The sequence below is a fragment of the Agromyces aureus genome (assembly GCF_001660485.1).
Classification (GTDB): domain Bacteria; phylum Actinomycetota; class Actinomycetes; order Actinomycetales; family Microbacteriaceae; genus Agromyces; species Agromyces aureus.
Map to the genome: position 1 here is coordinate 2,653,694 of NZ_CP013979.1, position 25,742 is coordinate 2,679,435.

Annotated in this window: 25 protein-coding genes; 14 read left to right on the plus strand and 11 right to left on the minus strand. The window is 70.0% G+C overall.

What is annotated here, in order from left to right; translation table 11 throughout:
- Positions 1–96: 96 nt before the first annotated feature.
- Positions 97–1,800 carry an ABC1 kinase family protein gene (locus ATC03_RS11850; protein WP_084003452.1) on the minus strand — a complete coding sequence of 568 codons (1,704 nt, stop codon included), beginning with the start codon at positions 1,798–1,800 and terminating at the stop codon, positions 97–99.
- Positions 1,801–1,838: 38 nt separating this feature from the next.
- Entirely contained in the window at positions 1,839–2,393 is a 555-nt protein-coding gene (locus ATC03_RS11855; RefSeq protein ID WP_067877258.1) for a PadR family transcriptional regulator, read from the minus strand.
- Positions 2,394–2,591: 198 nt separating this feature from the next.
- On the opposite strand from ATC03_RS11855, the gene ATC03_RS11860 reads away from it, so the two are divergent.
- Positions 2,592–3,989: an alanine--tRNA ligase-related protein gene (locus tag ATC03_RS11860; RefSeq protein WP_067877261.1), complete on the plus strand. Its 1,398-nt coding sequence runs from the start codon at positions 2,592–2,594 to the stop codon at positions 3,987–3,989.
- Between the two features lie 221 nt (positions 3,990–4,210).
- Here ATC03_RS11860 and ATC03_RS11865 read toward each other — a convergent pair whose 3' ends face one another.
- Positions 4,211–4,675, minus strand: coding sequence for an Lrp/AsnC family transcriptional regulator (locus ATC03_RS11865; RefSeq protein WP_067877263.1), 465 nt, complete (start codon positions 4,673–4,675; stop codon positions 4,211–4,213).
- Positions 4,676–4,755: 80 nt separating this feature from the next.
- Between ATC03_RS11865 and ATC03_RS11870 the strand changes: the two genes are divergently transcribed.
- The 3 genes from ATC03_RS11870 to ATC03_RS11880 all read left to right on the plus strand — a co-directional run bounded on the left by ATC03_RS11870 (position 4,756) and on the right by ATC03_RS11880 (position 7,466).
- Positions 4,756–5,730, plus strand: coding sequence for a DMT family transporter (locus ATC03_RS11870; protein WP_067877268.1), 975 nt, complete (start codon positions 4,756–4,758; stop codon positions 5,728–5,730).
- Between the two features lie 89 nt (positions 5,731–5,819).
- Complete coding sequence (locus tag ATC03_RS11875) at positions 5,820–6,632, plus strand: endo alpha-1,4 polygalactosaminidase (protein ID WP_067877271.1); 813 nt, start codon at positions 5,820–5,822, stop codon at positions 6,630–6,632.
- 93 nt (positions 6,633–6,725) lie between these two features.
- Entirely contained in the window at positions 6,726–7,466 is a 741-nt protein-coding gene (locus tag ATC03_RS11880; protein ID WP_067877273.1) for a GNAT family N-acetyltransferase, read from the plus strand.
- Between the two features lie 55 nt (positions 7,467–7,521).
- Here ATC03_RS11880 and ATC03_RS11885 read toward each other — a convergent pair whose 3' ends face one another.
- Both ATC03_RS11885 and ATC03_RS11890 read right to left on the minus strand, forming a co-directional pair.
- Positions 7,522–8,634 (minus strand): sensor histidine kinase, encoded by a 1,113-nt coding sequence (locus tag ATC03_RS11885; protein WP_067882031.1) that lies wholly within the window; start codon positions 8,632–8,634, stop codon positions 7,522–7,524.
- Entirely contained in the window at positions 8,627–9,358 is a 732-nt protein-coding gene (locus tag ATC03_RS11890; RefSeq protein ID WP_067877275.1) for a response regulator transcription factor, read from the minus strand. The genes ATC03_RS11885 and ATC03_RS11890 overlap by 8 nt, the downstream gene beginning before the upstream one ends.
- A gap of 87 nt (positions 9,359–9,445) precedes the next feature.
- On the opposite strand from ATC03_RS11890, the gene ATC03_RS11895 reads away from it, so the two are divergent.
- The 3 genes from ATC03_RS11895 to ATC03_RS11905 all read left to right on the plus strand — a co-directional run bounded on the left by ATC03_RS11895 (position 9,446) and on the right by ATC03_RS11905 (position 11,291).
- A complete protein-coding gene (locus tag ATC03_RS11895) occupies positions 9,446–10,087 on the plus strand; it encodes a M15 family metallopeptidase (RefSeq protein WP_067877277.1) in 642 nt (213 codons plus the stop codon).
- A gap of 62 nt (positions 10,088–10,149) precedes the next feature.
- Entirely contained in the window at positions 10,150–10,776 is a 627-nt protein-coding gene (locus ATC03_RS11900) for a VanZ family protein (RefSeq protein WP_067877280.1), read from the plus strand.
- Positions 10,777–10,781: 5 nt separating this feature from the next.
- Positions 10,782–11,291, plus strand: coding sequence for a nucleoside deaminase (locus tag ATC03_RS11905; RefSeq protein ID WP_227820083.1), 510 nt, complete (start codon positions 10,782–10,784; stop codon positions 11,289–11,291).
- Positions 11,292–11,297: 6 nt separating this feature from the next.
- Here ATC03_RS11905 and ATC03_RS11910 read toward each other — a convergent pair whose 3' ends face one another.
- Positions 11,298–12,758, minus strand: a complete 1,461-nt coding sequence (locus ATC03_RS11910) for an APC family permease (RefSeq protein ID WP_084003453.1) — start codon at positions 12,756–12,758, stop codon at positions 11,298–11,300.
- A 124-nt stretch (positions 12,759–12,882) separates the two neighbouring features.
- On the opposite strand from ATC03_RS11910, the gene ATC03_RS11915 reads away from it, so the two are divergent.
- From ATC03_RS11915 to ATC03_RS11935, 5 genes are all read left to right on the plus strand, one after another.
- On the plus strand, positions 12,883–13,488 hold the full coding sequence (locus ATC03_RS11915) for a helix-turn-helix domain-containing protein (protein WP_067877286.1): 606 nt from the start codon (positions 12,883–12,885) through the stop codon (positions 13,486–13,488).
- Complete coding sequence (locus tag ATC03_RS11920) at positions 13,481–14,368, plus strand: EamA family transporter (protein ID WP_198168706.1); 888 nt, start codon at positions 13,481–13,483, stop codon at positions 14,366–14,368. The genes ATC03_RS11915 and ATC03_RS11920 overlap by 8 nt, the downstream gene beginning before the upstream one ends.
- Positions 14,369–14,527: 159 nt before the next feature.
- Entirely contained in the window at positions 14,528–17,035 is a 2,508-nt protein-coding gene (locus ATC03_RS11925; RefSeq protein WP_161490339.1) for an Ig-like domain repeat protein, read from the plus strand.
- Between the two features lie 47 nt (positions 17,036–17,082).
- Positions 17,083–18,288, plus strand: coding sequence for an adenosylhomocysteinase (locus tag ATC03_RS11930; RefSeq protein ID WP_067877292.1), 1,206 nt, complete (start codon positions 17,083–17,085; stop codon positions 18,286–18,288).
- A 477-nt stretch (positions 18,289–18,765) separates the two neighbouring features.
- Entirely contained in the window at positions 18,766–19,941 is a 1,176-nt protein-coding gene (locus tag ATC03_RS11935; protein WP_161490340.1) for a sensor domain-containing diguanylate cyclase, read from the plus strand.
- A 70-nt stretch (positions 19,942–20,011) separates the two neighbouring features.
- On the opposite strand, the gene ATC03_RS11940 is transcribed toward ATC03_RS11935, so the two are convergent.
- Together ATC03_RS11940 and ATC03_RS11945 are read right to left on the minus strand one after the other, a co-directional pair.
- Complete coding sequence (locus ATC03_RS11940) at positions 20,012–20,482, minus strand: MarR family winged helix-turn-helix transcriptional regulator (protein ID WP_067877297.1); 471 nt, start codon at positions 20,480–20,482, stop codon at positions 20,012–20,014.
- 108 nt (positions 20,483–20,590) lie between these two features.
- Positions 20,591–21,328: an alpha/beta fold hydrolase gene (locus tag ATC03_RS11945; RefSeq protein WP_067877300.1), complete on the minus strand. Its 738-nt coding sequence runs from the start codon at positions 21,326–21,328 to the stop codon at positions 20,591–20,593.
- A gap of 79 nt (positions 21,329–21,407) precedes the next feature.
- On the opposite strand from ATC03_RS11945, the gene ATC03_RS11950 reads away from it, so the two are divergent.
- Together ATC03_RS11950 and ATC03_RS21270 are read left to right on the plus strand one after the other, a co-directional pair.
- Positions 21,408–22,079 carry an alcohol dehydrogenase catalytic domain-containing protein gene (locus ATC03_RS11950; protein ID WP_198168707.1) on the plus strand — a complete coding sequence of 224 codons (672 nt, stop codon included), beginning with the start codon at positions 21,408–21,410 and terminating at the stop codon, positions 22,077–22,079.
- An 11-nt stretch (positions 22,080–22,090) separates the two neighbouring features.
- A complete protein-coding gene (locus ATC03_RS21270; protein WP_418118910.1) occupies positions 22,091–22,279 on the plus strand; it encodes a zinc-binding dehydrogenase in 189 nt (62 codons plus the stop codon).
- Between the two features lie 265 nt (positions 22,280–22,544).
- Here ATC03_RS21270 and ATC03_RS11955 read toward each other — a convergent pair whose 3' ends face one another.
- From ATC03_RS11955 to ATC03_RS11965, 3 genes are read right to left on the minus strand one after another with little or no spacing between them, the layout of a single operon-like run.
- On the minus strand, positions 22,545–23,258 hold the full coding sequence (locus tag ATC03_RS11955; RefSeq protein ID WP_236778328.1) for a glycosyltransferase family 2 protein: 714 nt from the start codon (positions 23,256–23,258) through the stop codon (positions 22,545–22,547).
- A gap of 35 nt (positions 23,259–23,293) precedes the next feature.
- Positions 23,294–24,664, minus strand: coding sequence for a PIG-L family deacetylase (locus ATC03_RS11960; protein WP_084003456.1), 1,371 nt, complete (start codon positions 24,662–24,664; stop codon positions 23,294–23,296).
- Complete coding sequence (locus ATC03_RS11965) at positions 24,661–25,716, minus strand: acyl-CoA/acyl-ACP dehydrogenase (RefSeq protein WP_067877307.1); 1,056 nt, start codon at positions 25,714–25,716, stop codon at positions 24,661–24,663. Before ATC03_RS11965 ends, ATC03_RS11960 begins: the two co-directional genes overlap by 4 nt.
- Positions 25,717–25,742 lie beyond the last annotated feature (26 nt).

The following is a 25,742-nucleotide window of genomic DNA, read 5'->3' on the forward strand; positions in this document are numbered from 1 at the left end:
GCATCGCCTGAGACAGCCCCTCGACGCAATGGCCGACGGCGCAATTCCCCGTCGTTGCCGATCTCGGCCCGCCGGGTCGGCAGGCCTGCCGCTACGTCACCCGGCTGACGAACGTCGACCACGCAGCGCCGGGCGGCCTGCGCGAACGGACGCTCGCCGGTGCGCGGTCGCAGGCGGGTTCCGCCGACCGACCCTGAGCACTGCGCCCGCGACGAGGAGACCGCTGAACAGGATCGCCGCCACGGTCCGCCGGCTCGAACGCTCGAGCCGCACGATGCGCCGTTCGAGCGACGGACTCACGACCGCGAGGTCGCCCTGCTCGACCCGCGTGATCACGGCATCGAGCCGCTTCGGCAGCCGCCAGGCGAGGCCGGCGACCTCGAGCGCCTGCTGCGCGACATCCTGCACCACGTTGCCGCGCTCGTCACGGATCAGCTTCGTCGCGTACGGCTCGATCGAGTCCCACAGGTTGAACTCGGGGTTCAGCGCGCTGCAGACCCCCGAGGTCAACGACATCGCCCTGATGATGAGCAGGAAGTGCTCGGGCAGCTGGAACGGCAGCGAACGCACGACCTCGCCGAACTGCTCGGCGAACTCCCGGAACTCGCGAGGATCGACCTCGCGCAGCTCGGCGAACCCCATGCCCCCGAACCGGGCGAAGAGCTGGGTCATCGCACGCTCGAGCTCACCCGTGTCGGCCGACGGCAGCAGCACGCCGACATCGCGCACCGCGTCGATGAGGCCCTTGCCGTCGCGCGACGCCGCCGCGATCAGCAGCTTGCGCAGGCCGCTGCGCGTGCCCGCGGGAACCTCGCCCATCATGCCGAAGTCGATGAAGGTGAGCTTCCACGGACGGGCGGTCGAGGCATCCGCTTCGGACCCGCTGCGCTCGAGCGGCGTCACGAAGATGTTGCCGGGGTGCGGGTCGGCGTGGAAGAAGCCGTTCGTGAAGAGCTGGTCGAACATGACGGCCGCGAACACGGGCGCGACCTCGGCCGGATCGATGCCCGCTTCGACGAGCGCGGCGGCATCCGTGATCTTGACGGCCGTGACGTCTTCGAGCGTGAGCACGCGCCTGGTCGAGCGCTCCCACACGACGGTCGGCACGCCGACCCGGTCGTCGTCGGCGAAGTCGGCCGCGAAGCGCTCGGCGTTGACGGCCTCGTGCACGTAGTCGATCTCTTCGAGGCTCGTCTGGGCGAACTCCTCGACGAGGGCGTGCGTGTTCACGCGGTCGGAGACGAGTCGCACATGGCTGAGCCAGCCGGCGACCTTGCGGAGCGCCGCCAGGTCGACGGCGACGATCTCGTCGATGCCGGGGCGCTGCACCTTGACGACGACGCTGTCGAGGCCCGTCTCGGCCGCATCGACGGGGCCCAGTCGCGCGCGGTGCGCCTGCCCGAGGGAGGCCGCGGCGATCGGCACCTCGTCGACCGACGCGAACGCCCGCGCGAGCGGCATGCCGAGTTCGGCCTCGGCGAGCGCGCGGATGGCGTCGAAGGGCACGGCGGGCACTTCGTCCTGCAGGCCGGCGAGTTCGGCGGTGATCTCGGGCGGCAGCACGTCGAGCCGCGACGACATGAACTGGCCGACCTTGATCATGAGGCCGCCGAGGTCGACCGCGAGCGCGTGGAAACGCCGTGCGAAGCGCTGCATCCGCTTCGACCTGGACCGCTCGGCGAGTCTCGCGAGCCCGATGCGCGGGAGGAACAGCTCGTACCACCACGTGACGGAGAGGTTCCAGCCGGCGAACCGCAGGATGCGGCGGTACCGCGCGCGGGTGCTGCCTGCGCCGGGCATCGACTCGTCTCGATCCCGACGAACGGATGCCACCCCCGTCAGTCCTGGGCGAGGATCGAGTAGAGGCGGCGACGCGCCTCGTCGAGCGCGGCCACCGCCTGCTGCACCTGCTCGGGCGTGCCCGTCCGTCCGACCTGCGCCGCGGCCTGTGCGAGTTCGAAGCCCGCCTTCGGCAGCGCGGCGGAACCGGTGGCGTCGGCCGACTGCGGGCTCCACGGGTCGGGCCCGGCCGCGTCGGCGACCGCTGCGCGACCGTCGTCGGTGAGCGAGTACGTCTTGCGGCCGTTGGACTCCTCGGCGCTGATGAGCCCCTCGTCGGCGAGCAGCTGCAGCGTCGGGTAGACCGAGCCCGCGCTCGGCTTCCACGTGCCGCCGCTGCGCAGCTCGATCTCGTGGATGATCTGGTAGCCGTGCATCGACTGCTCGGCGAGCAGCGCCAGCACCGCGGCGCGCACGTCGCCGCGCCCCGCACGGCTGCTGCCGGCGCGCTTCTCGAAGGTGGAGCGCAACTGCTCCATGGCCTGCCAGATGCTCTCGGCGCCGACGCCGAATCCACCTGACGAGCCGAATCCGGATGAGAACGAACCAGTCATGACGACCTCTTCCCTCGAGCGTGAACGATACTCGACGATATAGCCGAGAACGCCTGGCCGGTAGGGGTCGACGACTTCACCCAGCAGGCTCGCAGCATCGAGCCGGCACCAGGGCCTGCGTCGCGCCTGCGTCGCCGCTGCGTCGCCGTTGCGGCGCGTCGCTGGACGGCGGGCACTCGTCTGCGGTCGAATGGGCGGGTGACCGCAGACGAGATCCGACAGGCGTTCCTCGACTTCATGGCCGAACGCGGCCACGTGATCATCCCGCGTTCGCCGCTGATCCCACGCGACGACCCCACCACGCTGTTCACGGGCAGTGGGATGCAACCGCTGCTCCCGTACCTGCTCGGCGAGGAGCATCCGGCCGGCAGCCGGCTGGCCGACAGCCAGACCTGCCTCAGGGTGCAGGACATCGAGGAGGTCGGCGACAACCGCCACACGACCTTCTTCGAGATGCTCGGCAACTGGAGCCTCGGCGACTACTTCAAGGAGGAGCAGATCCCCCAGATCTGGACCTTCCTGACGGAGCGGGTCGGCCTCGACCCCGACCGCATCTACGTCTCGTGCTTCAGCGGCGACCCTGCCCACGGCATCCCCAAGGACGACGAGGCGGCCGGGATCTGGACCGGTCTGTTCATGGCGGCCGGCGTCTCGACGGGCACGTTCGACGCGGGCACCGAGGAGCACGCGGCCGCGGTCGGCACCGACGGCGCGCGTATCGCGTTCTACGGCAAGAAGAACTGGTGGTGCCGCGGCGGCTCGGCCGACGACATGCCCGTCGGCGAGCCGGGCGGGCCCGACAGCGAGATCTTCTACCTGTTCCCCGACGTCGAGCACGACACCTCCTACGGCGAGCACTGCCACCAGAACTGCGACTGCGGCCGATTCATCGAACTCGGCAACTCGGTGTTCATGGAGTACCGGAAGACGGAGACCGGCTTCGAGGAGCTGCCCCGCCGCAATGTCGACTACGGCGGCGGCCTGGCCCGCATCGCGGCCGCGGCGATGGACAGCCCCGACGTGTTCCGCATCAACCTGCTCTGGCCGATCATCGAACGGCTGCAGGAGCTCTCGGGCCGTTCCTACGACGACGAGACGCGGGCGATGCGCGTCGTCGCCGACCACCTCAGAGGAGCCGTGTTCCTGGCCGTCGACGGCGTGCAGCCGAGCAACAAGGCGCAGGGCTATGTCATGCGGCGGCTGGTCCGCCGCGCGATCCGGTTCGCGTTCGACCTCGGACTCGAGGAGAACTTCTTCGCCGAGGTCGTTCCGACCATCGGGAGGATCTACGAGGCGCACTATCCCGAAGTGGCCGAACATGCGGAGTACGTGCTGCGCGTGCTCGCCAAGGAGGAGCAGGCGTTCCGCCGCACCCTCCGGAAGGGGCTGAAGCAGCTCAAGGCGTACCGTGCGACGGGCGTCACCGGCACGGAGCTGTTCCTGCTCTCGGACACGTTCGGCTTCCCCGTCGAGCTCTCGACCGAGGAGGCCCATCGACAGGGCATCGCCGTGAGCGAGGACTGGCGTGCCGAGTTCGACGAGCAGCTCGATGCGCAACGGCTCAGGTCGCAGCGCGCGACGACCCTGCACGTGTGAGTCGCCCGGTGGCCGATGCCTCGGCGAGCGCGTCCTCTTGCCCCGATCGCGATTCACCCGCTAGTTTGGCCTGCACGGGGGACGCGCACTTGAGGCGCCTCGCCAGGTGCGAATCCTGGGTCCTCCACTGATTGGTTCGACGCGGACGGAACGGCGAATGACGGATGCCGGTGGTCGAACGTCTGCGCTGTCGAACCCCTGCGCCGTAGAACCCCTGCGTCTCAGCCGAGCGGCAGCGGCGAGCGCGGCTTCGTGACGCCGAACGCGAACGTGGTCGTGATGCCCGCGATCGAGGGGATGGCGCGGAGCTGCGTTCGCATCAGCTCCTCGTACTCGCTGAACGAGGCCACGGCCACCTTCGCGAGGTAGTCGTCGTCACCCGCGAGCAGGTAGGCCTCAACCACTTCGGGGATGTCTCGGAGCCGGGCCTCGACCGAGTCGACCACGCCGGTCGCGTGCGACGAGAGCCGCAGTCGCACGAACGCGGTGATCGCGAGTCCGACCGCGCCGGCGGCGATCTCCGCCGTGTACCCGGTGATGATCCCCTCGTCCTGCAGCGCCCGTACGCGGCGGAGGCACGGCGACGGCGACAGTCCCACTCGGTCGGCGAGTTCCTGGTTCGTGAGTCGGCCGTCCTGCTGCAGTTCGAGCAGGATGTGGCGATCGATGGCGTCGAGGCTTCGCATTGGCATATTCTGCCAAATCCAACCTGCCGCGTGGCACGATCGGCAATCGGCTGCGGCTCGGGATTTCCTATCGTTGCGGCATGCGCGAGATTCCAGCACGACGCGGCCTCATCATCGGGGTCGTGGCCATGTCGATCGTCGTGCTGCTCTGGGCGTCGTTCGCGCTCACGCTGCGCGCCGTCGGAGGGTCGTCGCTGACGACGGTCGACCTCAGCATGCTGCGGTTCGCCATTCCGGTGGCGGTGCTCGCGCCCTGGCTGCCGCGCGCCGTCCGCGAAGTACGGGCGGAGCGACCCGCGACCGTGCTCCTGCTCCTCGTCGGCGGGCTGCCGCACTTCCTCGTCTCCGCGCTCGGGGCCCAGCTCGCGCCCGCCGCCCTCGTGGGGCTCATCATCCCGGGGACGGTGCCGCTCTTCGTCACGGTCCTTGCGGTCGCGGGCGGTCGGGCGCGGGTTCCGGCGCGGCAGCTGACATCCGTCGCCCTGATCGTCGTCGGCGTGGCCGTCGCGGCGGTCATGACGAGCGCGACGGTGCCGCCGGTCGGGATCGGCGTGCTGCTCACCGCGGGATTCGTGTGGGCCGTCTACACGGTCGGCCTGAAGCGCAGCTCGCTGAGCCTCACCTCGACGGTGCTCGTCGTCTGCGCCCCCGCGGCACTCGCGGCCGTGGCGCTGGGCGTCTCCGGCACGATGCCCTCCCACCTGTTGGCGGGAACGGCCGGCGCAGGAGACGTCGTGCTCTTCGCGGTGCTGCAGGGCCTCGGCACGGGCGTCGTCTCGACGATCGCGTATGCGCACGCGGTGCGGGTGCTCGGTAGCGGCATCGCCTCGACGGCCGGCGCCCTGAGCCCGGTGGCTGCCGCGCTGCTCGCGGTGGCGTTGCTCGGCGAAGGCCTCACGATCGGGCTGGTCGCGGCGATGGGCGTCATCGTGTGCGGCGTGCTGCGCTTCAACGCCCCGTCGCGTCGTCGACCTGCCCGTCGTCGAGCTGCCCGTCGAGCGGATGCCGCGCCGCGCCCGCCCCGCCACGTCGCCGCCTCGGTGCTCGGGGCGTGACAGCATGGGACGCGATGAGCCTGCGCGACGACCATGCGGCCCGCCGCAGCCGGTGGCCCGCCCGAGGCATCCGGCCGAACGGATATCGGATGCTCGCCGGGTGCGCGCTCGCCGCGCTGATCGCGCTCACGACGGGCTGCACCGCGAATCCAGGTCGCTCCTCCGCGACTGACGCCGTTGCGTTGCCACCGGTCGGAGCCGCACCCGACTACCAGCTGGGCGGGGCGTACGAGCCCGACCCGGCGATCGGCATCGTCGCACGCGACCGCACGAGCACGCCCGCCGACGGCCGGTACTCGATCTGCTACGTCAACGGGTTCCAGACCCAGCCAGGCGAGCGCGACGCGTGGCCCGATGCGCTCGTGCTCGCGCGCGACGGCGCCGATGTGGTCGACCCCGACTGGCCCGACGAAGCGCTGCTCGACACGTCGACCGCCGAGCAGCGGGCCGGCATCGCCGACATCGTGGGGCCGTGGATCGCCGGATGCGCCGACGCGGGATTCGACGGGGTCGAGTTCGACAACCTCGACTCGTTCACGAGGTCGGGCGGTGCCCTGTCGCTCGAGGACAACCTCGCACTCGCCGAGGCGCTCGTGGCGGTGGCCCACGAACACGGCCTGGCCGCCGGGCAGAAGAACTCGGCCGAAGCGACCGAACGGCTGCACGCCGATGCGGGATTCGACTTCGCCGTCGTCGAGGAGTGCCTCGCCTATGACGAATGCGGCGCGTACACCGCCGTGTACGGCGAGCACGTGATCGCGATCGAGTACACCGATGCACTCCCCCGCCCGTTCGCCGAGCGCTGCAGTGAACCGGATGCCCCGGCCTCGATCGTGCTCCGAGACCGCGACCTCACGACGCCGGGCGACTCCGCGTACGTCTTCGAGCTGTGCGGGCCGTGACGTGGGCGCCCTGATCCGTCGCACGGCGACTCGTGTTGCGTGCGGTGACGAGCGACCTTGCGAACGACCCGTCCGCCGCCGCACAGTGGGCCCATGTCCGACCCAGCTCTGACCGAGGCCGCCGCCCCATCGATCACCCCCGTACCGCACGCCGACGCGACCGTGCTCGACAACGCGCCTTGGTTCTCACTGGCCGGCCCGCACGCCTCGTTCGCGATCGGCAACGACCTCGTGCGACGGTACCCCGAAGACGTCGCGCCCTTCGTGGCCGTGCGCACCTGGGAGGATCCCGACGTCTGGGACACGCTGATCGACCTCGTCGGCCACGGGGCGGTCATCGGGCTCTCGGGCTTCGAGGGCGAACTCCCCCCGGGGTGGGAGGTCGTCGGCCGCGGCGCGGGCGTGCAGCTGGTGGAGACCGATGCGCTGACCACCCGCCCCGATGAGGAGGCGGTCCTGCTCGGCGCCGACGACGTGACCGAGATGCTCGCGATCGTGAGCCGCAACCAGCCCGGACCGTTCCTGCCGCGCACCCATGAGCTCGGGCGCTACGTCGGCATCCGGCGCGACGGCCGCCTCGTGGCCATGGCCGGCGAGCGCCTGCATCCGGAGGGCTGGACCGAGATCAGCGCGGTGTCGACCGATGAGGCGCACCGCCGGCAGGGGCTCGCGTCCCGGCTCGTGCTCGACGTCGCCTTTCACATCCAGCAGCGCGGCGACCGCGCCCTGATGCACGCCGAGGCGTCGAACCACGGCGCGATCGCCGCCTACGAGCGGCTCGGCTTCGCGCTCCGGCGCCATTCGGTGTTCTCCGCGGTGCGCTCTCCGGCCTGACGCGAGCGCCAGCGCGGAGACGACCGGCGACACGTGCCGGGGTGGATGCCGCGGCTCACGCCCTGGCATCGGTGACCGACCGTCGAGTGCCCTCGCCCGCGGCCGGCAGGGCGACCACGACGCGGAGGCCGCCCCCGTCGCGCGGCGCGAGCTCGAGGGTTCCGCCGTGCGCCCGCGTGATGCTCTTCACGATCGCGAGCCCCAGGCCGACCCCGGCGTGGTCGCCCCTGATGCGCTCGCTGCCACGGCGGAACGGCTCGGTGAGCGTCGCGACGAGCGCGGGATCGAGCTGCTCGCCGGTGTTCTCGACCGTGAGCAGGGCCGCACCGGGCCTAGCGTCGACCGCGACCCGCACGGTTCCCCCTTCGACGTTGTGCACGATCGCGTTGTGCACGACGTTCGTCGCGAGCTGCAGCAGGAGGGTCGGCGAGCCGGCCGCGAACGCGATCTCGCCCGAGGTCTCGAGTGTGATGCCGCGCCGCTCCGCGAGCGGCAGGAGGGTCTCCGCCGCCTGCTCGGCGAGCAGCGAGAGGTCGACCGGCTGCCGGCCGAAGGACTGCGCGTCGGCCCGGCTCAGCACGAGCAGCGCCTCGGTCAGGTCGATGGCACGTGCGTTCACCTCGTCGAGGCGGTCGATCAACGCCTCGGTGTCGCGCTGCGGGTCGGTGCGGGCGACCTCGAGCAGCGTGCGCGTGATCGCGAGCGGCGTGCGCAGCTCGTGCGAGGCGTTCGCGGCGAACCGCTGCTGCTCGGCGACGTGCGCCTCGAGCCGGGCGAGCATCGCGTCGAAGCTATCGGCGAGTTCGCGGAACTCGTCCTGCCGGCCCTCGAGCTCGATGCGGTGCGAGAGCGAGCCGCCGGCGGCCTCGCGCGTCGCAGCCGTCAGGCGCCGCAGCGGCGCGAGCATCCGGCCGGCCAGGAACCACCCGCCGAGCAGCCCGAACGCGAGCAGGAAGAACAACGCCCACGCCACCGCGGGCACGAACGCGCGCACCAGGTCGTCGCGGCCGGGCACGAACCCGCCGATGGTGTTGATCGCCTCGGCGGGCACGTAGCGCAGCAGGAACAGCCACACGACCGCGAGCAGCAGCGCCCCGGCGACCATGAGGAAGCCGGCGTAGCTCAGCGCGAGCTTGAACCGGACGCTGAGCCCTGGCGGCCTAGCCATGAGCACTCGGCTCTGGCGCGCCATCCGGCCCGCCCGCGGCATCCGCTCGACCCGTGCTGCCCGCGGCCGCGTCGATGCGGTAGCCGACCCCTGGAACCGTGACGATCAGCCAGGGTTCCCCGAGCCGCTTGCGCAGCGTCGAGACGGTGATGCGCACGGCGTTGGTGAACGGGTCGGCGTTCTCGTCCCACGCCCGTTCGAGCAGCTCCTCGGCGCTGATCACCCCGCCCTCGGCGGCGACGAGCACCTCGAGCACGGCGAACTGCTTGCGGGTGAGGCCGACGTACCGGCCGTCGCGATACACCTCGCGACGGAACGCATCGACTCGGAGGCCCGCGAGCTCCCGCACGGGCGGGCGACTGTGGGCGCGCCGGCGGTCGAGCGCGCGCAGACGCAGCACGAGCTCCCGCAGCTCGAACGGCTTCGTCAGGTAGTCGTCGGCGCCGAGCTCGAAGCCCGACGCCTTGTCGTCGAGCCGGTCGGCGGCCGTGAGCATGAGGATCGGCATGCCGGTTCCCGACGCCACGATGCGCCGCGCGACCTCGTCCCCCGACGGCCCGGGGATGTCGCGGTCGAGCACCGCGAGGTCGTAGGCGTTCAGGGCGAGCAGCTCGAGCGCCGTGTCGCCGTCGCTCGCGACATCCGCCGCGATCGCCTCGAGGCGCAACCCGTCGCGGATGGCCTCGGCCAGCAGGGGTTCGTCCTCGACGATCAGCACGCGCACGCTCTCGATGCTACGAGTCGGCGCATATCGCCGGCATATCGGAATTCGCAGACGCCACGGCAACGCGCGCCCGCCTTGGCTGGAGGCATGATCTTCGAGCACCATCCCAGCCCCTCGCGCCGCGGCATCCGCTCGGCGTTCCTCATCGTGCTCGCCCTCGGCGCCGTGCTCGCCGCGACAGCGATGGTCGGCGTGTTCGGCGAGCAACTGTCGGCGGCATGGCCGCAGGGCACTCCCCCGCAGGGTGCTCCCGGGCAGGGTTCGCCCGGGTCCGCCGGGTCCGACGGTGGCCGCACGACCGGCGACGCCACCGTCTTCGACGACGAGGTCGCCGCCGTCGCGAACCTCGATCCCGAGTTGCGCGACGCGCTGCAACGGGCGGCGACGGATGCCGCGGGCGAGGACCTCGTCTTCCTGGTCAACAGCGGCTGGCGCTCGGCCGAGTACCAGGACGAGCTGTTGCGCGACGCGGTCGTCGAGTACGGGTCGGAGGCCGAGGCCGCGCGTTGGGTGGCGACGGCCGACACCTCCCCGCACGTGCAGGGCGACGCAGTCGACCTCGGCCCGTTCGACGCCACATACTGGCTGTCGCAGCACGGCGCCGCGTACGGCCTCTGCCAGATCTACGCGAACGAGTCATGGCACTTCGAGCTGCGCCCCGAAGCCGTCGAGGACGGCTGCCCCGATCTCTACGCCGACCCCACCGAAGACCCGCGGATGCAGCGATGACCCGCTGCACGACGGACGGGCCTGCTCCCCACCCACCCATCACCAGAGAAGGGCGCGATGCCATGACGACCACGACCACGACCACGACCACGACCTCGGGATCGGATGCCGCGGCCACCCGCCCGCAGACCCGGGCGCGCGGCATCCTGACCCTCCTGTTCGTGCTCTACCTCGCCCTGCTCGTGTGGATCGTGCTCTGGAAGTTCGAGGTGCCATGGATCGGCGACCCCGGGGAGCGCGTGGTCAAGCTCGTGCCCTTCGTCGACACGACGCAGTTCGGTGCGAGCGCACCCCGCGAGGTGCTGGCGAACCTCGTGTTCTTCATCCCGTTCGGGGTGTATCTGGGCCTGCTCGCGCCGACATGGCCGTGGTGGCGGGCGACGTCGGTCGTCGGCCTGACGAGCCTCGGCCTCGAGGTCGCGCAGTACGTCATGGCCACCGGGAGCTCGGACAGCACCGACGTCATCGTCAACACGCTCGGCGGCCTGGTCGGACTCATGCTGCTCGGCGTGGCCCGCTCGGCGCTCGGGTCGAGAACGGCGGTCGTCGTCACCTGGCTCTGCGCGATCGGCACCGTGTTCGCGCTGCTCGCCAGCCTGCTGCTCGTCGCATCGCCGTTGCGGTACGGGCCGCCCTCACCAGGTGAGGGCGGCGAGCCGCCGATGACGGTCGGCCGCATGACACGATGAGTGCTGTGACCATCGAGCCCACCGACCCGACGATCGTCTCCCCGGCCGACGAGGAGCACCTGCGACATGCGATCGAGGTCGCCCGACGATCTCGTGCCGAGGGCAACCACCCGTTCGGTGCCGTGCTCGTCGCCCCCGACGGCGCGGTCGTCGAGGGCACGAACTCGGTCGTCACCGCTGGCGACCCCACCGGCCATGCGGAGACGAACCTCGTGCGCCTGGCGAGCGCTCGCCTGGCGCCCGAGCGACTGAGACTCAGCACGCTCTACACGAGCACCGAGCCGTGCGCGATGTGCGCCGGGGCGATCTACTGGTCGGGCATCGGACGAGTGGTCTATGCCCTGTCCGAGCAGGGGCTCGCCGCCATGGTGCCGAGCCAGGACGGCGAGCCCACCATGGACCTGCCGTGCCGTGAGGTGTTCGCGCGCGGCGGCCGCACCGTCCACGTCGCTGGGCCGGCGCTCGTGGCCGACGCGGCCGAGGTGCACCGGGGATTCTGGGACGCCTCGTCCTGACGGTGTTCAGCCGCCGGAGGTCGCATCCGAACCATCCGACCCGCCCGATCCTTCCGGCTCGCCGTCGCGGTCACGACGATCCCGTACCGCGGTGTAGATGCGCTCGGCGATCCAGAGGACCACGCCGATCCCCAGCAGCACCAGCGCGATGCCGTACTGTCCATCTGGGCGGCCCGACGTCCACGGGAACACCAGGTAGAGGCAGGTGAGCGCCCCGATGACCGGCAGCGCGACGGGGGTTCGGAAGTGCCGGTGGTCGACGGGCTGTCGACGGAGCACCAGCACGGTCACGTTGACGATGGCGAAGACGGTGAGCAGCAGCAGCGAGGTCGTGCCGCCGAGCAGCGCGACGATGGAGCCCTCGGCGTCGAGGGACACGTAGACGATGAGACCCGCGGCGAGCGCGCTCGTGAACAGGATCGCCGCCCACGGCGTCTGCCGCTTCGGCGCGACCCTGCCCAGGAACGGCGGCAGCACCTTCTGCCGGCTCATGCCGTAGAGCAGTCGGCTCGCCATCATCATGTTGATCAACGCGGTGTTGGCGACCGCGAACATCGAGATGAACGGCAGCAGGTCGTTGATCGGGAAGCCCGGCGCAGCGGCCTCGACCGCCGTCACGAGCGGCGTCTCACTGCCGACGAGGTCGCCGATGGGCACGAGGGCGACCACCGTGATCGAGACGAGCACGTAGATCACCGCCGCGATGCCGAGGCCGGTCAGCATCATCTTCGGGAAGATGCGGCTCGGGTCCTTCGTCTCCTCGGCCATGTTGACCGAGTCCTCGAACCCGACCATCGCGAAGAACGCGAGAGATGTCGCGGTACTCACCGCGAGCAGCACGCCCTTGTCCTCCGGCGTCTCGAACGCCACCACCCGCGACCAGTCCGCGTTGCCGCCGGCGATCGCCCACATGCCGATGAAGATGACGAGCAGCAGGCCCGAGAGCTCCACGAGGGTCAGCAGGACGTTGAGCCACACGCTCTCGGTCACCCCCCGCAGGTTGACCAGCATGATGAGCAGGATGAACGCGAGCGCGATGAGCATCGTCGTCACCGTGGCATCCGGGATCCCGAACGCGACGAGGAGGTTCGCCGCGAACGCCCGCGACGCCGTCGACGCCGACGTGATCCCCGACGCCATGACGATGAAGCAGACGATGAAGGTGAAGAAGTGGATGCCGAACGCCTTGTGCGTGTAGAGGGCCGCGCCCGCTGCCTGCGGGTACTTCGTCACGAGCTCCAGGTACGAGAACGCGGTCACGGTCGCCACCGCGAAGGCGAGCAGGAACGGCAGCCACGCGGCGCCTCCGACCTCCGCGGCGACCTGACCCGTCAGCGCGTAGATGCCCGTGCCGAGGATGTCGCCGACGATGAAGAGCAGCAACAGACCAGGCCCGAGTACTCGTTTCAGTTCGGGACCCTCCGGTTCGACGGTCTTGACCACTTGCGTCCAGGACGGATCACCCATCGCGCACCCCTTCCCCCGAGCCCACCCGACCACATCCGCCGAGCGCGCTCAACCCCTTCCGCTCGTGGTCGTGCGTATGCTCTTCCCGGTGCGAGTTGCACGATCAGTGCAGTATCCTGCACTGATGGAGGCGAGTGCGCAGACCCTGGCCCGCGCGATAGGTGCACGCGTGAAGCACGAGCGACGCACGCTCGGCTGGACACTCGACGGGCTCGCGGAGCGCGCTGGTGTGAGCCGCCGAATGGTCGTCAGCGTCGAACAGGGGACCGTGAATCCGAGCGTCGGCACACTGCTGCGGCTGAGCGACGCGCTCGGGGTCGGGCTTCCCGCACTCGTCGAGCCGCCGGCATCCAAATCGCCGAAGCTCATGCGCGGCGGCAGCGGTGCCGTGCTCTGGACCGGCGAGCACGGCGGTCGCGGCATCCTCGTCGCCGGCACCGAACCGCCCGACGTGGTCGAGCTGTGGGACTGGGCCCTGCACCCCGGCGAGCGCCACGAGAGCGAGGCGCACAGCGCCGGCACCCGCGAGCTGCTGCACCTGCTCGAGGGCACGATCATGATCGAAGTCGACGGGCAGACGTATGAGCTCGTCGCGGGCGACGCACTGACGTTCTTCGGCGACACCGATCACTGGTACGCAAACGTCTCATCCGCACCCGCTCGCTTCTCGCTCGCGGTCTTCGAGCCCGGCGTCGGGGCCGGCCCTCGGAGCGAGATCGCCGATGCCTGAGCGCACTCCGCGCACCACCGGCACCGCACCCCGGCTGCCGGCGTGGTCGATGGCCGTCACGGCGATGCTGCTGATCCAGCTCTCGAACGCGCTCTCGATCGGCGTGATCTCGTTCATCGGCCCGGCAGGCACCGCCTGGCTGCGCATGTGCTTCGGCGCGGTCTTCCTCCTCGCGATCGTGCGTCCGAAGCTCGGTTCGATCAGGGCTGCGGATGTCCCGATGCTGCTCGCCCTCGGAACCGTCACCGGTTTCATGACGATGTTCTTCCTCTTCGCGGTCGAACGCATCCCCCTCGGCACCGCCGTGGCGATCGAGTTCCTCGGCCCGCTCACCGTCGCCGCGCTCGCGAGCAAGCGCCGGAGCGCCCTCGTCTGGCCGATGCTCGCGCTCGTCGGCGTGGTGCTGCTCACCGAGCCCTGGCTCGGCGAGATCGACCTCGCCGGCGTCGGCTTCGCGCTGCTCGCCGGGCTCTGCTGGGCGCTCTACAACGTGTTCACCCAGCTCGTCGGCGATCGGTTCTCGGGCATCAGCGGGCTCGCGCTGACCATCCCGGTCGCTGCCGTGGTCACCGGTTTCCTCGGCCTGCCGCAGGTGATCGGCGGCGACTTCACGTGGCTGATCCTGCTCGCGGCCGCCGGCATCGCGCTCATCACTCCTGTGACCTCGTTCGCGCTCGAGATGCTGGCCCTGCGGCGCATGACGCACACCGCGTTCGGCACCCTGCTCGCGGTCGAACCCGCGTTCGGCATCGTCGTGGGGCTCATCGTGCTGAGCCAGACGCCCACGCTCATGCAGGTCGTCGGCATCGCGCTCGTCATCGCGGCGGGCGCGGCCGCCCAGCGGGGCGGGGCGCGGACGCCCGAGCCCGTGCCCGAGTAGGGACGGAGCAGCCCCGGAGCGGGCCCCGAAATGGTGCCGCCGCGGCCCTGTACAGCGCGCGACCGTGGTCATACAGTGCTCTCACGGGAGCGTCTCCGCCAGCCCGCTCGCCCGACGGCGCATCGACGGAGCGGATCGCTACAGGGAAGTGGTGTCCACATGGCTGCATCCGACGGCAGGCGTTCGATCACCGAGCCACCGCGCCGCCTGACACGCGTGGTCGCGGCATCCGTCGCCCTCCTCCTGGCCGGAGCCGGCGGCGTCCTCCTCGGCGCATCGGCGGCGATCGCCGCGGGGCCGACGACGTTCAGCAACACGACCTCGATCGCGATACCGGCGACGGGCTCGGCCGATCAGGTCGGTCCGGCCGCCCCGTATCCGTCCGCGATCACGGCCTCGGGCATGGCGGGCACCGTGTCCGCCGTGCAGGTGGTCTTCCACAACGTCACCCACTCGACCCTCAATGACATCGACGCGATGCTGGTCGCCCCGTCCGGCGAGAACCTGGTCGTGCTCTCCGACATCGGCGACCCGACGACGACGCTCGCCTTCGCCAACAACTCGACGCTCACCTTCGACGACGCAGGTGCGAGCGGGGTGCCGACGGGCAACGTGCCGAGCGGCACCTACCGTCCGACGAACAACGCCGGTGCCGTCCCCGACAGCTTCCCGGCTCCCGCGCCGTCACCGTCGGCGCAGACGACCCTTGGCGGTGCCTTCACGGGAATCGATCCCAACGGCCAGTGGCAGCTGTTCATCGTCGATGACGCCACCGGCGATGTGGGCACGATGGCCGGCGGCTGGAGCCTGGTGATCACGACCGAGGAGGAGGCGGTCGCGACGACCACCGCCGTCACGTCGTCAGGCTCCCCATCGACGACCGGGTCGCCCGTCACCTTCACGGCGACCGTCACCGCCGCAGGGGGTGCGGTGACCACCGGATCCGTCGCCTTCACCGTCGACGGCGCCCCGATGGCGACGGTCGCCCTGGACACGTCGGGCGTCGCAACCCTGACGACGAGCTCACTTATCGAGGGCACGCACGCGATCGCGGCGACCTACTCCGGCAGCGCCGGGTATCTCACGAGCAACGCCTCGGTGTCGCAACGCGTCGACAACCCGACGACCGTGACGGGCAGCACCTACTGCAACACCGGTCAGCTGACGATTCCGAACGTCGGCTCCGCGACGCCGTACCCCTCGAACATCACGGTGTCGGGGCTCGCGACCGCGGTCAGCAAGGTCACCGCGACGCTCAACGGCATCTCGCACGCGGTCCCGATCGATCTCGACGTCATGCTGTCGGGCCCCGTGTCGACGACCAACCTCGTGCTGATGAGCGATGTCGGCGGCACCAACCCGGTGAGCGGCGCGACGCTCGTGTTCGATGACGAGGCGGCATCCACGGTGCCGGCTCCGCTCATCTCCGGCACCTTTCGCCCGACGGACGACGATTCCGATGTGCCGGATGTCGCGTTCCCCGCCCCTGCTCCGGTGCCGAGCTCGGCCACCACCCTCACGACCTTCAACGGGGTCGCCGGCAACGGGGTGTGGAGCCTGTGGGTCGTCGACGACGCGACCGGAGACGCCGGCACGATCAGCGGCGGATGGTGCCTCACCTTCGAGACGGCCACGCCGACGAGCACGATCGTGACGTCGAGCGTGAACCCGTCCACGTTCGGCCAGTCGATCACCTTCACGGCGACCGTCGCTGCGGGCGGATCTCCCGTCACGGCCGGCACCGTGACGTTCAGCGACGGGGCGACGACGCTCGGAGGGCCGGTTCCCGTCGACGGCGCCGGCACCGCCACGCTCACGACGAGCACGCTGGGCGTCGGCGCGCATCCGATCACCGCGACGTACTCCGGCACGCCCGCGGCTTCGACGAGCAGCGGGAGGGTCGATCAGGTCATCGGCGAGGCGGTCGTCGCCGACGCCGGCGGCTCGTACTCGGTCGCCGAGGGCGGCAGCCTGTCGCTCGACGGGTCGGGATCGACGGCCGGAGCCGCCTACGCCTGGGACCTCGACGGCGACGGCGCCTTCACCGACGCCACCGGACTCGCACCGACCCTGACCTGGGCGCAGCTGGAGGCGCTGGGCATCGACGACGGCCCCTCGACGCACACGGTCGCACTCCGCGTGACGCTCGGCGCTCAGGAGGTCACCGACTCGGCCTCGCTCGCCGTGACCAACACGGCTCCGACGACCGTCGTCACCGGTGGCCTCACGGCGACCGCGGGCTCGCCGTTCACGATCAAGGTGGGTGCGAACGACCCATCGTCGGCCGACATGGCCGCCCTCTTCGACTACACCGTCGACTGGGGCGACGGCTCGCCGGTCGTGGTGGTCTCGGGGCCGGCGGATCCGCCTGTCACGCACACGTACGCGACCGCGGGCACCTACACGGCCTCGTTGACCTCGACCGACAAGGACGGCGGCACCGGCGACCCGCTGGTCATCACCGTGGTCGCCGGGCCGGGAGCGTCACCGAGTCCGGGCCCGTCGCCGAGTCCGAGCCCGTCGCCGAGTCCGAGCACGACTCCGACGACGTCGGCCGCCGCCCTTCCGCACACGGGAGTCGACCTCGCGGGCGCCGTCCTCGCCGGAGGTGCGATCCTCCTAGCGGGGCTCGGCGCACTGATCACCGGCCGGCGCCGCACCTCGTAGTCTGGGCCTACCGGCAGACGCCGGCATCCGCTCTGGAAAGGCCTCCGATGCGCCCTCGCACCCTCGCACCGACCGGTCACCCGGCGATCGACTGGGCGACACGTTCCATGCCCCTGCTGGCCGACAGCATCGAGCGCGACTCGCCCGTCTTCGACGGCCTGCACGTGGGCATCTGCATCCACATCGAACCCAAGACGGCGGTGCTCTGCCGCTGGCTGCTCGACCAGGGCGCACGGGTCACCCTCACCGGCAACGTCGGCACGACCGTCCCCGAAACCGCCCGGGCACTGCAGTCGCTGGGTGTGACCGTGATCGGCGACCGCACTGATGATGCCGACACGCACGACCGGAACCTCGACGAACTCCTCGCGACCACCCCCGACCTCATCATGGACAACGGCGGCGAGCTGATCGCCCGGCTCACCCGGGGAGCACCCCGATCCGCCGGATTCCTCGGCGCCACAGAGGAGACGACGACCGGCGGAATCGCCATCCGTTCCCTTCCCACGGCACCGGACTTCCCCGTGATCGTGATCAACGACAGTCAGCTGAAACTCATCGTCGAGAACGAGCACGGCGTCGGGCAGAGCATCGTCCAGGGCTTCATGAACGCCACGAACTCGATGGTGCCGGGAGCCCGTGCGACCGTCATCGGCTACGGACCCTGCGGCAAGGGGGTGGCCGACACGCTCCGCGGTCTGGGCGCGACCGTGAGCGTCGTGGACACCGATCCGTTCCGGGCCCTCGAGGCGATCATGCGGGGCCACACGGTCGGCACGCTCGAGACGGTGCTCCCGACCACTCAGCTGCTGTTCCTCGCCACCGGGGCGCGCAACGTCATCGGGGCTCGGCAGTTCCCGTTCCTGGCCGACGGCGTCATCATCGCCGGCGTCGGGCACGAGGGCCTCGAACTCGACGCCGGGGCGCTGCTGGAAGCGGCCGAGCACACCGTGAACCTGTCTCCGGCGGGAGGCGACCCCGACGCGCGGGTCCTGCATCGACTGCCGGATGGCCGGGAGATCACCACGCTCCACGGCACTCGGATGATCAATCTCACCGCCGCCGGCGGCAACCCGATCCAGGCGATGGATCTCGGACTGTCCCTGCAGGCCCGCAGCCTCGCGGCAATCGCCCGAAAGGATGTCGGGTGGACGGGCGCCGGGCCGGTGCCGGCTGACCTCGACCGCGAGCTCGCAGAAGCGCTGGTCGCGCTCCTCAGCAGGGACATCGAGCGCATCCATCGGGTTCGTTGACCCGCAATAGTCCCACTCTCAGGTTGTCGCCCACGTCCAATCGCATCCCTGCGTGCAGCCCGCGGCCGACGCCAAGATGCGGCATCCGTGCTCTGTCAGATGAGCGGTCACGCGACCTCAGGCGCTCGCGGCCGATCCCGGAATTGACATGGAATGCCCTTGGTGGGGATCATTCAGCATGCCCATCCCTCCTTCGGCGCCCCCGGCGATCTCGTGCTTCCCCGCCTGACGTCGTGCGGCTTGATCACCGTCGATGCGCACGCCGTCGTCGTCGGCGTGAACGCGACCATCGTCGATTGGACGGGGAGCACCCGCGCCGACCTCATCGGCCGTCCACTCGAAACCGTTCTCTCGTTGCGCCTGCCCATCGACGGCCCGGCCGTATTCCGGCCGACGGATGCGACCCTGCACAGCGACTCGGGCATCGTCCGACCGGTCCTCATCGGCGCGCTCGATGAGGAGGCGACTGGCGGTCGCATGCAGATCGCGGTGTACGACGTCGCAGACCGGTCCGTCTTCGCGCTCGGATTGCAAGGCGCGGAAGCGAAGACCGAGCGTGGTCGCCGGCGTCTGCAGATCCTCCTGAACGCAGCCGTCGGATTCGGCGCAATCCGCACGGAACTGGAAGCGGCCGAACTCCTGGTCGACGTCGCGCAGCGCGCCTTCGCCGCGACGTTCGTCTCCGTGCACCTTCGTGACCACGGCGGCCTGGAGCAGGTGGCGGGCGTGAATCCGCTCGTACCGCACTGGCCGTCCGGATTCCGGGCGCCCGGGGCGTTCACCCTGGCCAGCGGCGCCGTGCTCGTCGTCCGCACACCGGAGGATGCCGACCTCTACGTGCCCGACCCTCCCATGAGCGCGGTATACCGGGCTGCCGGCATCGAAGCGGCGATCGCCTCACCCATCCGGTCCAAGGGTGAGTCGATCGGCTCGATGGTCTGCTTCTTCGATCACCCTCGCGAGTTCGACGAGGAAGCGGTACCACTCGCCGAGGCGCTCACGAATCAGGCCGCGCAGGCGATCGCACGGGTCCGACTCGAGGAGTCACTACGTCGCGCGGCCATGCATGACGAGGTGACCGGACTTCCGAGTCGTCGACTGTTCGAGGAGGACGTCACCGGGGCCATCCTCGGCGACTTCGAGGTGCTCACCGTGCTGTTCATCGATCTCGACGGCTTCAAGGCGGTGAACGACCGGCTCGGCCACCCCGCGGGCGACGCGCTCCTCCGAGAAGTCGGGCAACGATTGCGTGGAGAGATCCGCGAACGAGACGTCTTGGGACGATTCGGCGGTGACGAGTTCATCGCCGTCGCAGCCGTCGAATCACCAAACGCCGCAGAGATCCTCGCCGAACGCGTCCGCGCCACCGTTGCACGGCCATACGACGAACTGCCCGTCGATCTGACGATCACCGCCAGCATCGGAGTCGTGACCGTGACCCACGCCGACGGACCGATCATCGTCGACCACTTGGTCCGGGCGGCCGACCACGCGATGTACGAAGCGAAGCTCGCCGGCGGCGACCAGGTCGCGACGACCGACCTCCGCCGCGCCACCCCTCGAGTTGCACACACCTCTGAACAGGAGCAAGGTGACGTCGTGCCAGACGCACACACCGTCGGTCTAGCGCATCCCATGAGCTCCGCGTCCTAGGAAAGCTCCGCGTCCGAGGAAAGCTCCGCGTCCGAGAATGTGAGTCCGGCGGACGTGTTGGTATGCAGCGTCAATCCTCGGGCGGGTCGACGTCAGACAGGTCGTGTTCTGCGGGAGCCGACCCTAGCGCCTTGTGCAGCAGTGAAGTGAGAAGGTCTTGCTCTTCGCCGGAGAGGCGGGCGAGCGCATCGCGCGCGAAGCTGAATGAGCGCTCGAAGCGCTGGCTGACCTGGTGTCCGGTCGTCGTGCGGGACACGACCCGGACGCGCCGGTCGTCGGGCGCTGTTTCTCGGTAGGCGAGCCCCAATCCTTCGAGTCGACCGACGATCTGCGAGATGTTCGAGGCGTCGCAGCCGAGTTCCTCGGCAAGCGCGCCCATCGGCCGGTGCTCAGAGAGTCGCCCAAGAACACAAGCCTGCGCTGCACTGAGAGCCACCGTCTCGGCTGCGCGCTCGAAGGCGTGTTCGTACGCGTTGACGAGATCGAGAAGGAGAGCTTCGGCTTCGGAGCTCTTGGTCGCGACCCTGTAGGTGACTGCCATGCTCTGATCGTAAACGCTTGAGCCGATAAACCAATCGGGCCCGCCTGGTTGATCTTCCGGTTCTCGCCGGCATCCGCGTGACGGGCTGCCGGCTGGCTTCGACGGGTGCTAAGAATCCCAGAACCGCTCCAGCCTCTTGGCGAGGAACTGGGGGTGCTGCAGTGGAATCCCGTGTGCGGCATCCTCGACGATCTCCATCGAGCTGCTGCGACGGGCGCGTTGGAGAAGCTCGGCGGAGGAGCGCATGAACGGCTTCTCCAGGGATCCGGCGAGGATGAGGGCTCTGCCGGGAAAGCGACTCCAGCCGTCTGGTATCGCGAACCGGATGTTCTCCCCGACCATGGCGACCAGGTTCGACGAGGTCATCGCGCGCGAGGTGCGCAGGTAGTCCCCCATGAGCTCGGCGGGAATGAACATCTCCTTCGCCTGGAGCCGCGCGAACCAGTCGACTCGGGCGAGCCCCGCGGTGGATCGCAGCAACCCCAGGGTGAGACCAGGGGCAGGCGATGGCTTCGCCTGCGCACTGATCACGACGACGCGGTCGACGAGGTCGGGTCGCCGTGCCGCGAGCAAGAGCGCCAGTTGTGCCCCCAGGGAGAATCCGATCACCGTAGCGGGGCGGTCGCCGTCCTCGTCGAGTACCGACGACAGGCTGCTCAGGACGCGCTCGTGCGAGCGATACGGCTCGTCGGCGCTGCGATCATGTCCCGGCAGGTCAGGGATGAGCAAGTGGTTGCCGGGACCGAGATGCGCTCGGAGCGGCCTCCACATCCACCCGGCGACGCCACCGCCGTGGAGCAACAGGACGCGCCTTCCGCTCTCGTCGCCGACCCGCTCCACGTGCATAGAGACCTTCCCGCCCGATTAGTTGATCCACTCATGCAATCATGATTTAGTTGAGCGAATCAAGCAAAAGGAGCAAAGCATGGCCACTCGCCCCCAGCTCTTCGATCGCGAAACGGCCGTCCCGTCGCAGATGAACGCCGTCGTCCTCGACCGATTCGGGGGCGTGGACGAGCTTTCGCAGCGGAAGATCTCCGTCCCCGCCGTTGGCGCGCAGGACGTCTTGATTCGTGTCGAATTCGCCGGCGTCGCCTCCTGGGACGCGATCGAGCGTCAGGGCGACTACGACGGTGCATTCGGCGTCGCCTCGAGGTTCCCATACGTGCTCGGCTGGGATGCGGCGGGCACCGTGGCTGCTGTCGGCAGCGATGTGACCCGCTTCGAGGTCGGTGACCGCGTGTATGCAGCCTCCATGCCGGTGTCGCGCGGTGGGTTCTATGCCGACTACGGCGTCGTCGAGGCCGAACACGTGGCGCACGTACCCGCGCGGCTCACGACGGAACAGGCCGGCGTGATGGCATGGGACGCACTGACCGCGCTGAGCGGACTCGACCTGCTCGGCCTGGAGCCTGGCCAGACGCTGATGGTGTTCGGAGCCAGCGGCGGCATGGGCCACATGGCCGTCCAACTGGCACGTCAGCGGGGAATTCGCGTGTTCGCCGTCACCTCTGGAGACGACGGCGTCGTTCCCTTCGGGCGATTCGGAGCTCAGGACGAGTGGCGTGGCCGCGCGGGGTTCATCCACTTCCCGTGACCGAGCTTGGCGTGCCGGTCTCCTCCTTTGACGGAGATCGTAGCCGGGCCGCGCTCGAGCGTCTGAGTACGACCATCGAGGCAAGCGCGTTCACCCCGCACGTTGCTCGCACCTTCTCCATGACCCAGGCGAAGGAGGCCCACCACGCGCTTCGGGAGCACTACGTCGGCAAGTTGGCGCTGAGAACTTCCGCGCCGTAACGGCGCAGAAAAAGCCCGGTCAACAGGGAATAATCCAGATTCGAACCTGCGATCCGTCGACTCACAGGCATTGGCCCACCCCACCTGCGGCGACCTGAACGCCTCGGCCGACGAGTTGGTGGACGCCCACTCCCCGGAATTACGGGATCAGCGGTGCTGGGCCGCCCGGGTTTCGACGATCCCGGTTTGTCTTTTGAGGGAGGGCCCGAGGAATCCGCCCATTAGGCCGATCGTGTTAATGAACGCCAGCCCGGCGGCCGCGGACTCACGCCGGGATACCGACGTCCCGGTCCTCGGCGCCATCGACGAGTGCAGATCCCGCTCGACGGACGAGGTCCTCCCGCAGATAGCGCGCATATCCGTCCGGTGTGCGTCCGACCGGGCGGCCACTCGTCCGGACTTCAGCCGCATCGCTTGCGACGATCCTCGCCCACGTCTGCCGCGCTCGGTCCACGAGCCGGACGTCCTCGTGCACCGTCACCTCGGCGAACCCTCCCGCTGCAAAGTGTGCGGATGCTCGGATGCCGAAGTTCGCGCCGTGCACATGGCCGTTCGGGGATCCCTCGTGGTGCGTCGCGAGCCAAGCCGTCACCTGAGCCCTGGAGAGGTCGCGGAAGTCCGGCCGAACGGTTCCGACGACGAGATCGGCTCCCCCATCGGCGAGGTCGCGCTGGTGGCTGAGCCAATTGGCGGGGACCTCGGAGTCGCCGTCAGTGTGAGCGAGCCAGACGCAGCCCGACGAATACGCGGCGAAGGCGTCGAGGGCTGCCGTCACGCCGGCGGCGCGAGCCGCGCCGACGTTGCGGCGGTCGACCTCGACGACCGAAACGTCGTGCATCGAAGCGATGGCCGCGGAGCCGTCGCCGCACGCGTCCAGCACGACGAAGGCGCGGATGTGGACGTCCGCGAGGGAAGCGTCCGCAGCGGCCCTGCCGATCGAAGCGAGACACCGACCGAGCAACTCGGCCTCGTCATGCACCGGGACGACGACCGCGATGGCTCGCAACCGCTCGCTCACGAGCGCGTCTCGGCCTGCTGGGCCGCAGGGCGGCGCCGGAAGCTCTCGAGGCTGAACGCCTCCTCGATGTGCATCAGTATCCGCTCGAATGCCGGATGCTGCGCGATGGCCGCGTGCACCCCGTCACCCGTGTTCGGCGCCTGCTCGAACGGATGGCGCCAATGGCAGGCGACGAGCGTGCCGCCCGGTTCGAGTTCGGCGGCGATTCCATCGAGCACGCGGCCGAGGTCGCTCGTCGACCAGTAGTAGCCGACCTCGGACAGGACGACCAGGTCGAACGGCCCGCCCGGGATGCCGCGGGTCGCGTCGCCGATCCGGAAGTCGACTTGCGCGAAGTCGTGCACCCGGTCCCGAGCCCGGCGGATCGCCTCCGCAGCGACGTCCGTGGCCACCACGGCGTTCGCCCTGCGCGCGAGCTCGGCAGTCGTGATCCCGGTCGAGCACCCGATCTCGAGCACCCGATCGAACCTGGGTTCAGTCAGGCTCGCGAGGAGCAGGCCGCGTTTGCGAATCTCGTACGACGAGGTCTCGAGCTGCCACGGGTTGGTGTGCCGCTCGTAGAATCCGTCGAAGTATCGCCCATCGACCGTGCGCGGCAGCGTCGGGGTCGGCCGGCGGACGGGACGTGGGACCTCGATGAACGTCTCGAATGATCGCTCGAAGTGCTCGCGCATACCAGCGTGCACGACGGGCTCGTCCTCCGGAGCCGCGGAGAGCGGCTCGAGTTGACTCCGGTGCCTTCTGATCGCGAGCATCTTGGCGGCCGTGGTTTCCGGGCTCAAGGGCAGCAGGCGCCATCCGTGCGGCTCGAGCATTCCTGGTTCGCCCCAATGCCAGAACCAGATCGGGTAGGCCGCCACCTGCACGAGGTCGGTATGAAGCGAGGCGGCCACCTCGCCGAGGACGCGGTGATCCCGATGCGCGTCGCCCGACCACGGGGAAACGAGAAGCACGCGGTCGGCCGGGTGCGCTGCGAGCGCTGCGCTCACCGAGGTCCGCACCGCGGCGACCGCCTCGCGGATCCCGCCGTCGTCGAATCCGAGGAACGACACCGAAGCTCCCGGGGCGAGGTCGTGCAGGGCGTGGATGACCTCCACCCGGCGTTCGAGGGCGAGGTCACGTCCGCTCAGGCTCCCCGGGTGCGACGCCGCTCCATCGGTGACGATCACGACGGCGGTGGGGATGCCGCGGGCCGCCGCCGTGGCAAGCAGTCCGCCGGCGCCGAGCGTCTCGTCGTCGGGGTGCGCTGCGAGCACCATGAGGCGATCGACATCGAGGTCGAGCGTCGGCAAGGCGGACCAGTCCCACTCGGCCAACCAGACGGATTCCGCCGTACCCGGATCGCGATGATCGAATGCGATGCTCACCGGTCGGCCGCCATCCGGCCCAGTCGGGCGAGGTCGCGCTCCGCGTGGTGTTGAGCGATGTAGATGCGCAGGTCGGCCACGCGGCGTGCGTACGTTTCGTCAGAGGTGAGCGGGCCCGGGCCAAGCGCATGGTCGGCTGTTGTCAGCACCCGTTCGACCGCATCGGCGGCGCAGGCCCGCACGCGCGCGGCGAGCAGCTTCGGATCGAGGCCGGATCCTGGCGTGTCGAGTTCCGCGGCCGCTTCGGCGAGCACGGCGCGCGCCGCCCACAAGGCGAGATCCGCCGAGCCGAGGTGGACGCTCGCGAGCTGATCGGCGCCAGCGCCCTGGGCCGCTCGTGTCAATGCATCGCGCAGTGGGTGCGCCGCGCCCCACCACGCCGCGGCCACGCCCATGCCACCCCAAGCGAAACCGGGGCGGCGCAGGTACCAGCCCGGGCCGCCGACCGGCACAGCGCGGACGCGGTCGAAGTCGACCGATGCGCTGACCACCTGACGAAGGCCCCGCGAGACCCAGGGTCCGTCGTGCGGGTGCACGTCGGAGTCGCGCATCCGCACCGCGAAGAGCCCCCGCTCCCCCTCGCCGATCCATCCGGTGACGAGCGCGTGCGAGACGTGAGCGGCGAGTGAACACCAGGGTTTGGTCCCCTCCACCGTCCAGGCGCCGTCGTGCTCCGTCGCTTCGAGCCGGACACCTGGCCCTTCGGCGGCATAGACGCCCCAACTCGATTCCGCTGAGAGGTCGAGCCCGGCGACGGCATCGGCATCGACGACGCCGTCTGCGGACGCCTGCTCCAGGATCGCGATCGCGTCGAGATGCGGTTCGAGTATGCGGGCACCGGCGACATCGATTGCGGCGACGCCTGCGAGTATCCCCCACAGGCGCGCAGTCTCACCGCGCCCCGGAAGCGGCATCTCGCCGCCGACTCTCGCCGCCCAGCTCAGGGTGGCGACGACATCGAGTCCGAAGTCGGGCACAGACGAGGCGGATGCGACGACGCGATCGACAAGCTCGTCGGTTCCCCGATCGTCGGAACTCAGGGCGAGTTGCATCGGTGAACGGGCCCCAATCCGCAGGT

Bases quoted from the DNA above. Each gene is read 5' to 3' on its own strand.
- ATC03_RS11935 (WP_161490340.1), top strand. From the start codon at position 18,766: ATGCAGATCGCGGTGTACGACGTCGCAGACCGGTCCGTCTTCGCGCTC.
- ATC03_RS11910 (WP_084003453.1), bottom strand. From the start codon at position 12,758: ATGGGTGATCCGTCCTGGACGCAAGTGGTCAAGACCGTCGAACCGGAG.
- ATC03_RS11900 (WP_067877280.1), top strand. From the start codon at position 10,150: ATGACGACCACGACCACGACCACGACCACGACCTCGGGATCGGATGCC.
- ATC03_RS11925 (WP_161490339.1), top strand. From the start codon at position 14,528: ATGGCTGCATCCGACGGCAGGCGTTCGATCACCGAGCCACCGCGCCGC.
- ATC03_RS11885 (WP_067882031.1), bottom strand. From the start codon at position 8,634: ATGGCTAGGCCGCCAGGGCTCAGCGTCCGGTTCAAGCTCGCGCTGAGC.
- ATC03_RS11930 (WP_067877292.1), top strand. From the start codon at position 17,083: ATGCGCCCTCGCACCCTCGCACCGACCGGTCACCCGGCGATCGACTGG.
- ATC03_RS11870 (WP_067877268.1), top strand. From the start codon at position 4,756: ATGCGCGAGATTCCAGCACGACGCGGCCTCATCATCGGGGTCGTGGCC.
- ATC03_RS11880 (WP_067877273.1), top strand. From the start codon at position 6,726: ATGTCCGACCCAGCTCTGACCGAGGCCGCCGCCCCATCGATCACCCCC.
- ATC03_RS11965 (WP_067877307.1), bottom strand. From the start codon at position 25,716: ATGCAACTCGCCCTGAGTTCCGACGATCGGGGAACCGACGAGCTTGTC.
- ATC03_RS11950 (WP_198168707.1), top strand. From the start codon at position 21,408: ATGGCCACTCGCCCCCAGCTCTTCGATCGCGAAACGGCCGTCCCGTCG.
- ATC03_RS11855 (WP_067877258.1), bottom strand. From the start codon at position 2,393: ATGACTGGTTCGTTCTCATCCGGATTCGGCTCGTCAGGTGGATTCGGC.
- ATC03_RS11895 (WP_067877277.1), top strand. From the start codon at position 9,446: ATGATCTTCGAGCACCATCCCAGCCCCTCGCGCCGCGGCATCCGCTCG.
- ATC03_RS11875 (WP_067877271.1), top strand. From the start codon at position 5,820: ATGCTCGCCGGGTGCGCGCTCGCCGCGCTGATCGCGCTCACGACGGGC.
- ATC03_RS11850 (WP_084003452.1), bottom strand. From the start codon at position 1,800: ATGCCCGGCGCAGGCAGCACCCGCGCGCGGTACCGCCGCATCCTGCGG.
- ATC03_RS11945 (WP_067877300.1), bottom strand. From the start codon at position 21,328: ATGCACGTGGAGCGGGTCGGCGACGAGAGCGGAAGGCGCGTCCTGTTG.
- ATC03_RS11920 (WP_198168706.1), top strand. From the start codon at position 13,481: ATGCCTGAGCGCACTCCGCGCACCACCGGCACCGCACCCCGGCTGCCG.
- ATC03_RS11915 (WP_067877286.1), top strand. From the start codon at position 12,883: ATGGAGGCGAGTGCGCAGACCCTGGCCCGCGCGATAGGTGCACGCGTG.
- ATC03_RS11940 (WP_067877297.1), bottom strand. From the start codon at position 20,482: ATGGCAGTCACCTACAGGGTCGCGACCAAGAGCTCCGAAGCCGAAGCT.
- ATC03_RS11865 (WP_067877263.1), bottom strand. From the start codon at position 4,675: ATGCGAAGCCTCGACGCCATCGATCGCCACATCCTGCTCGAACTGCAG.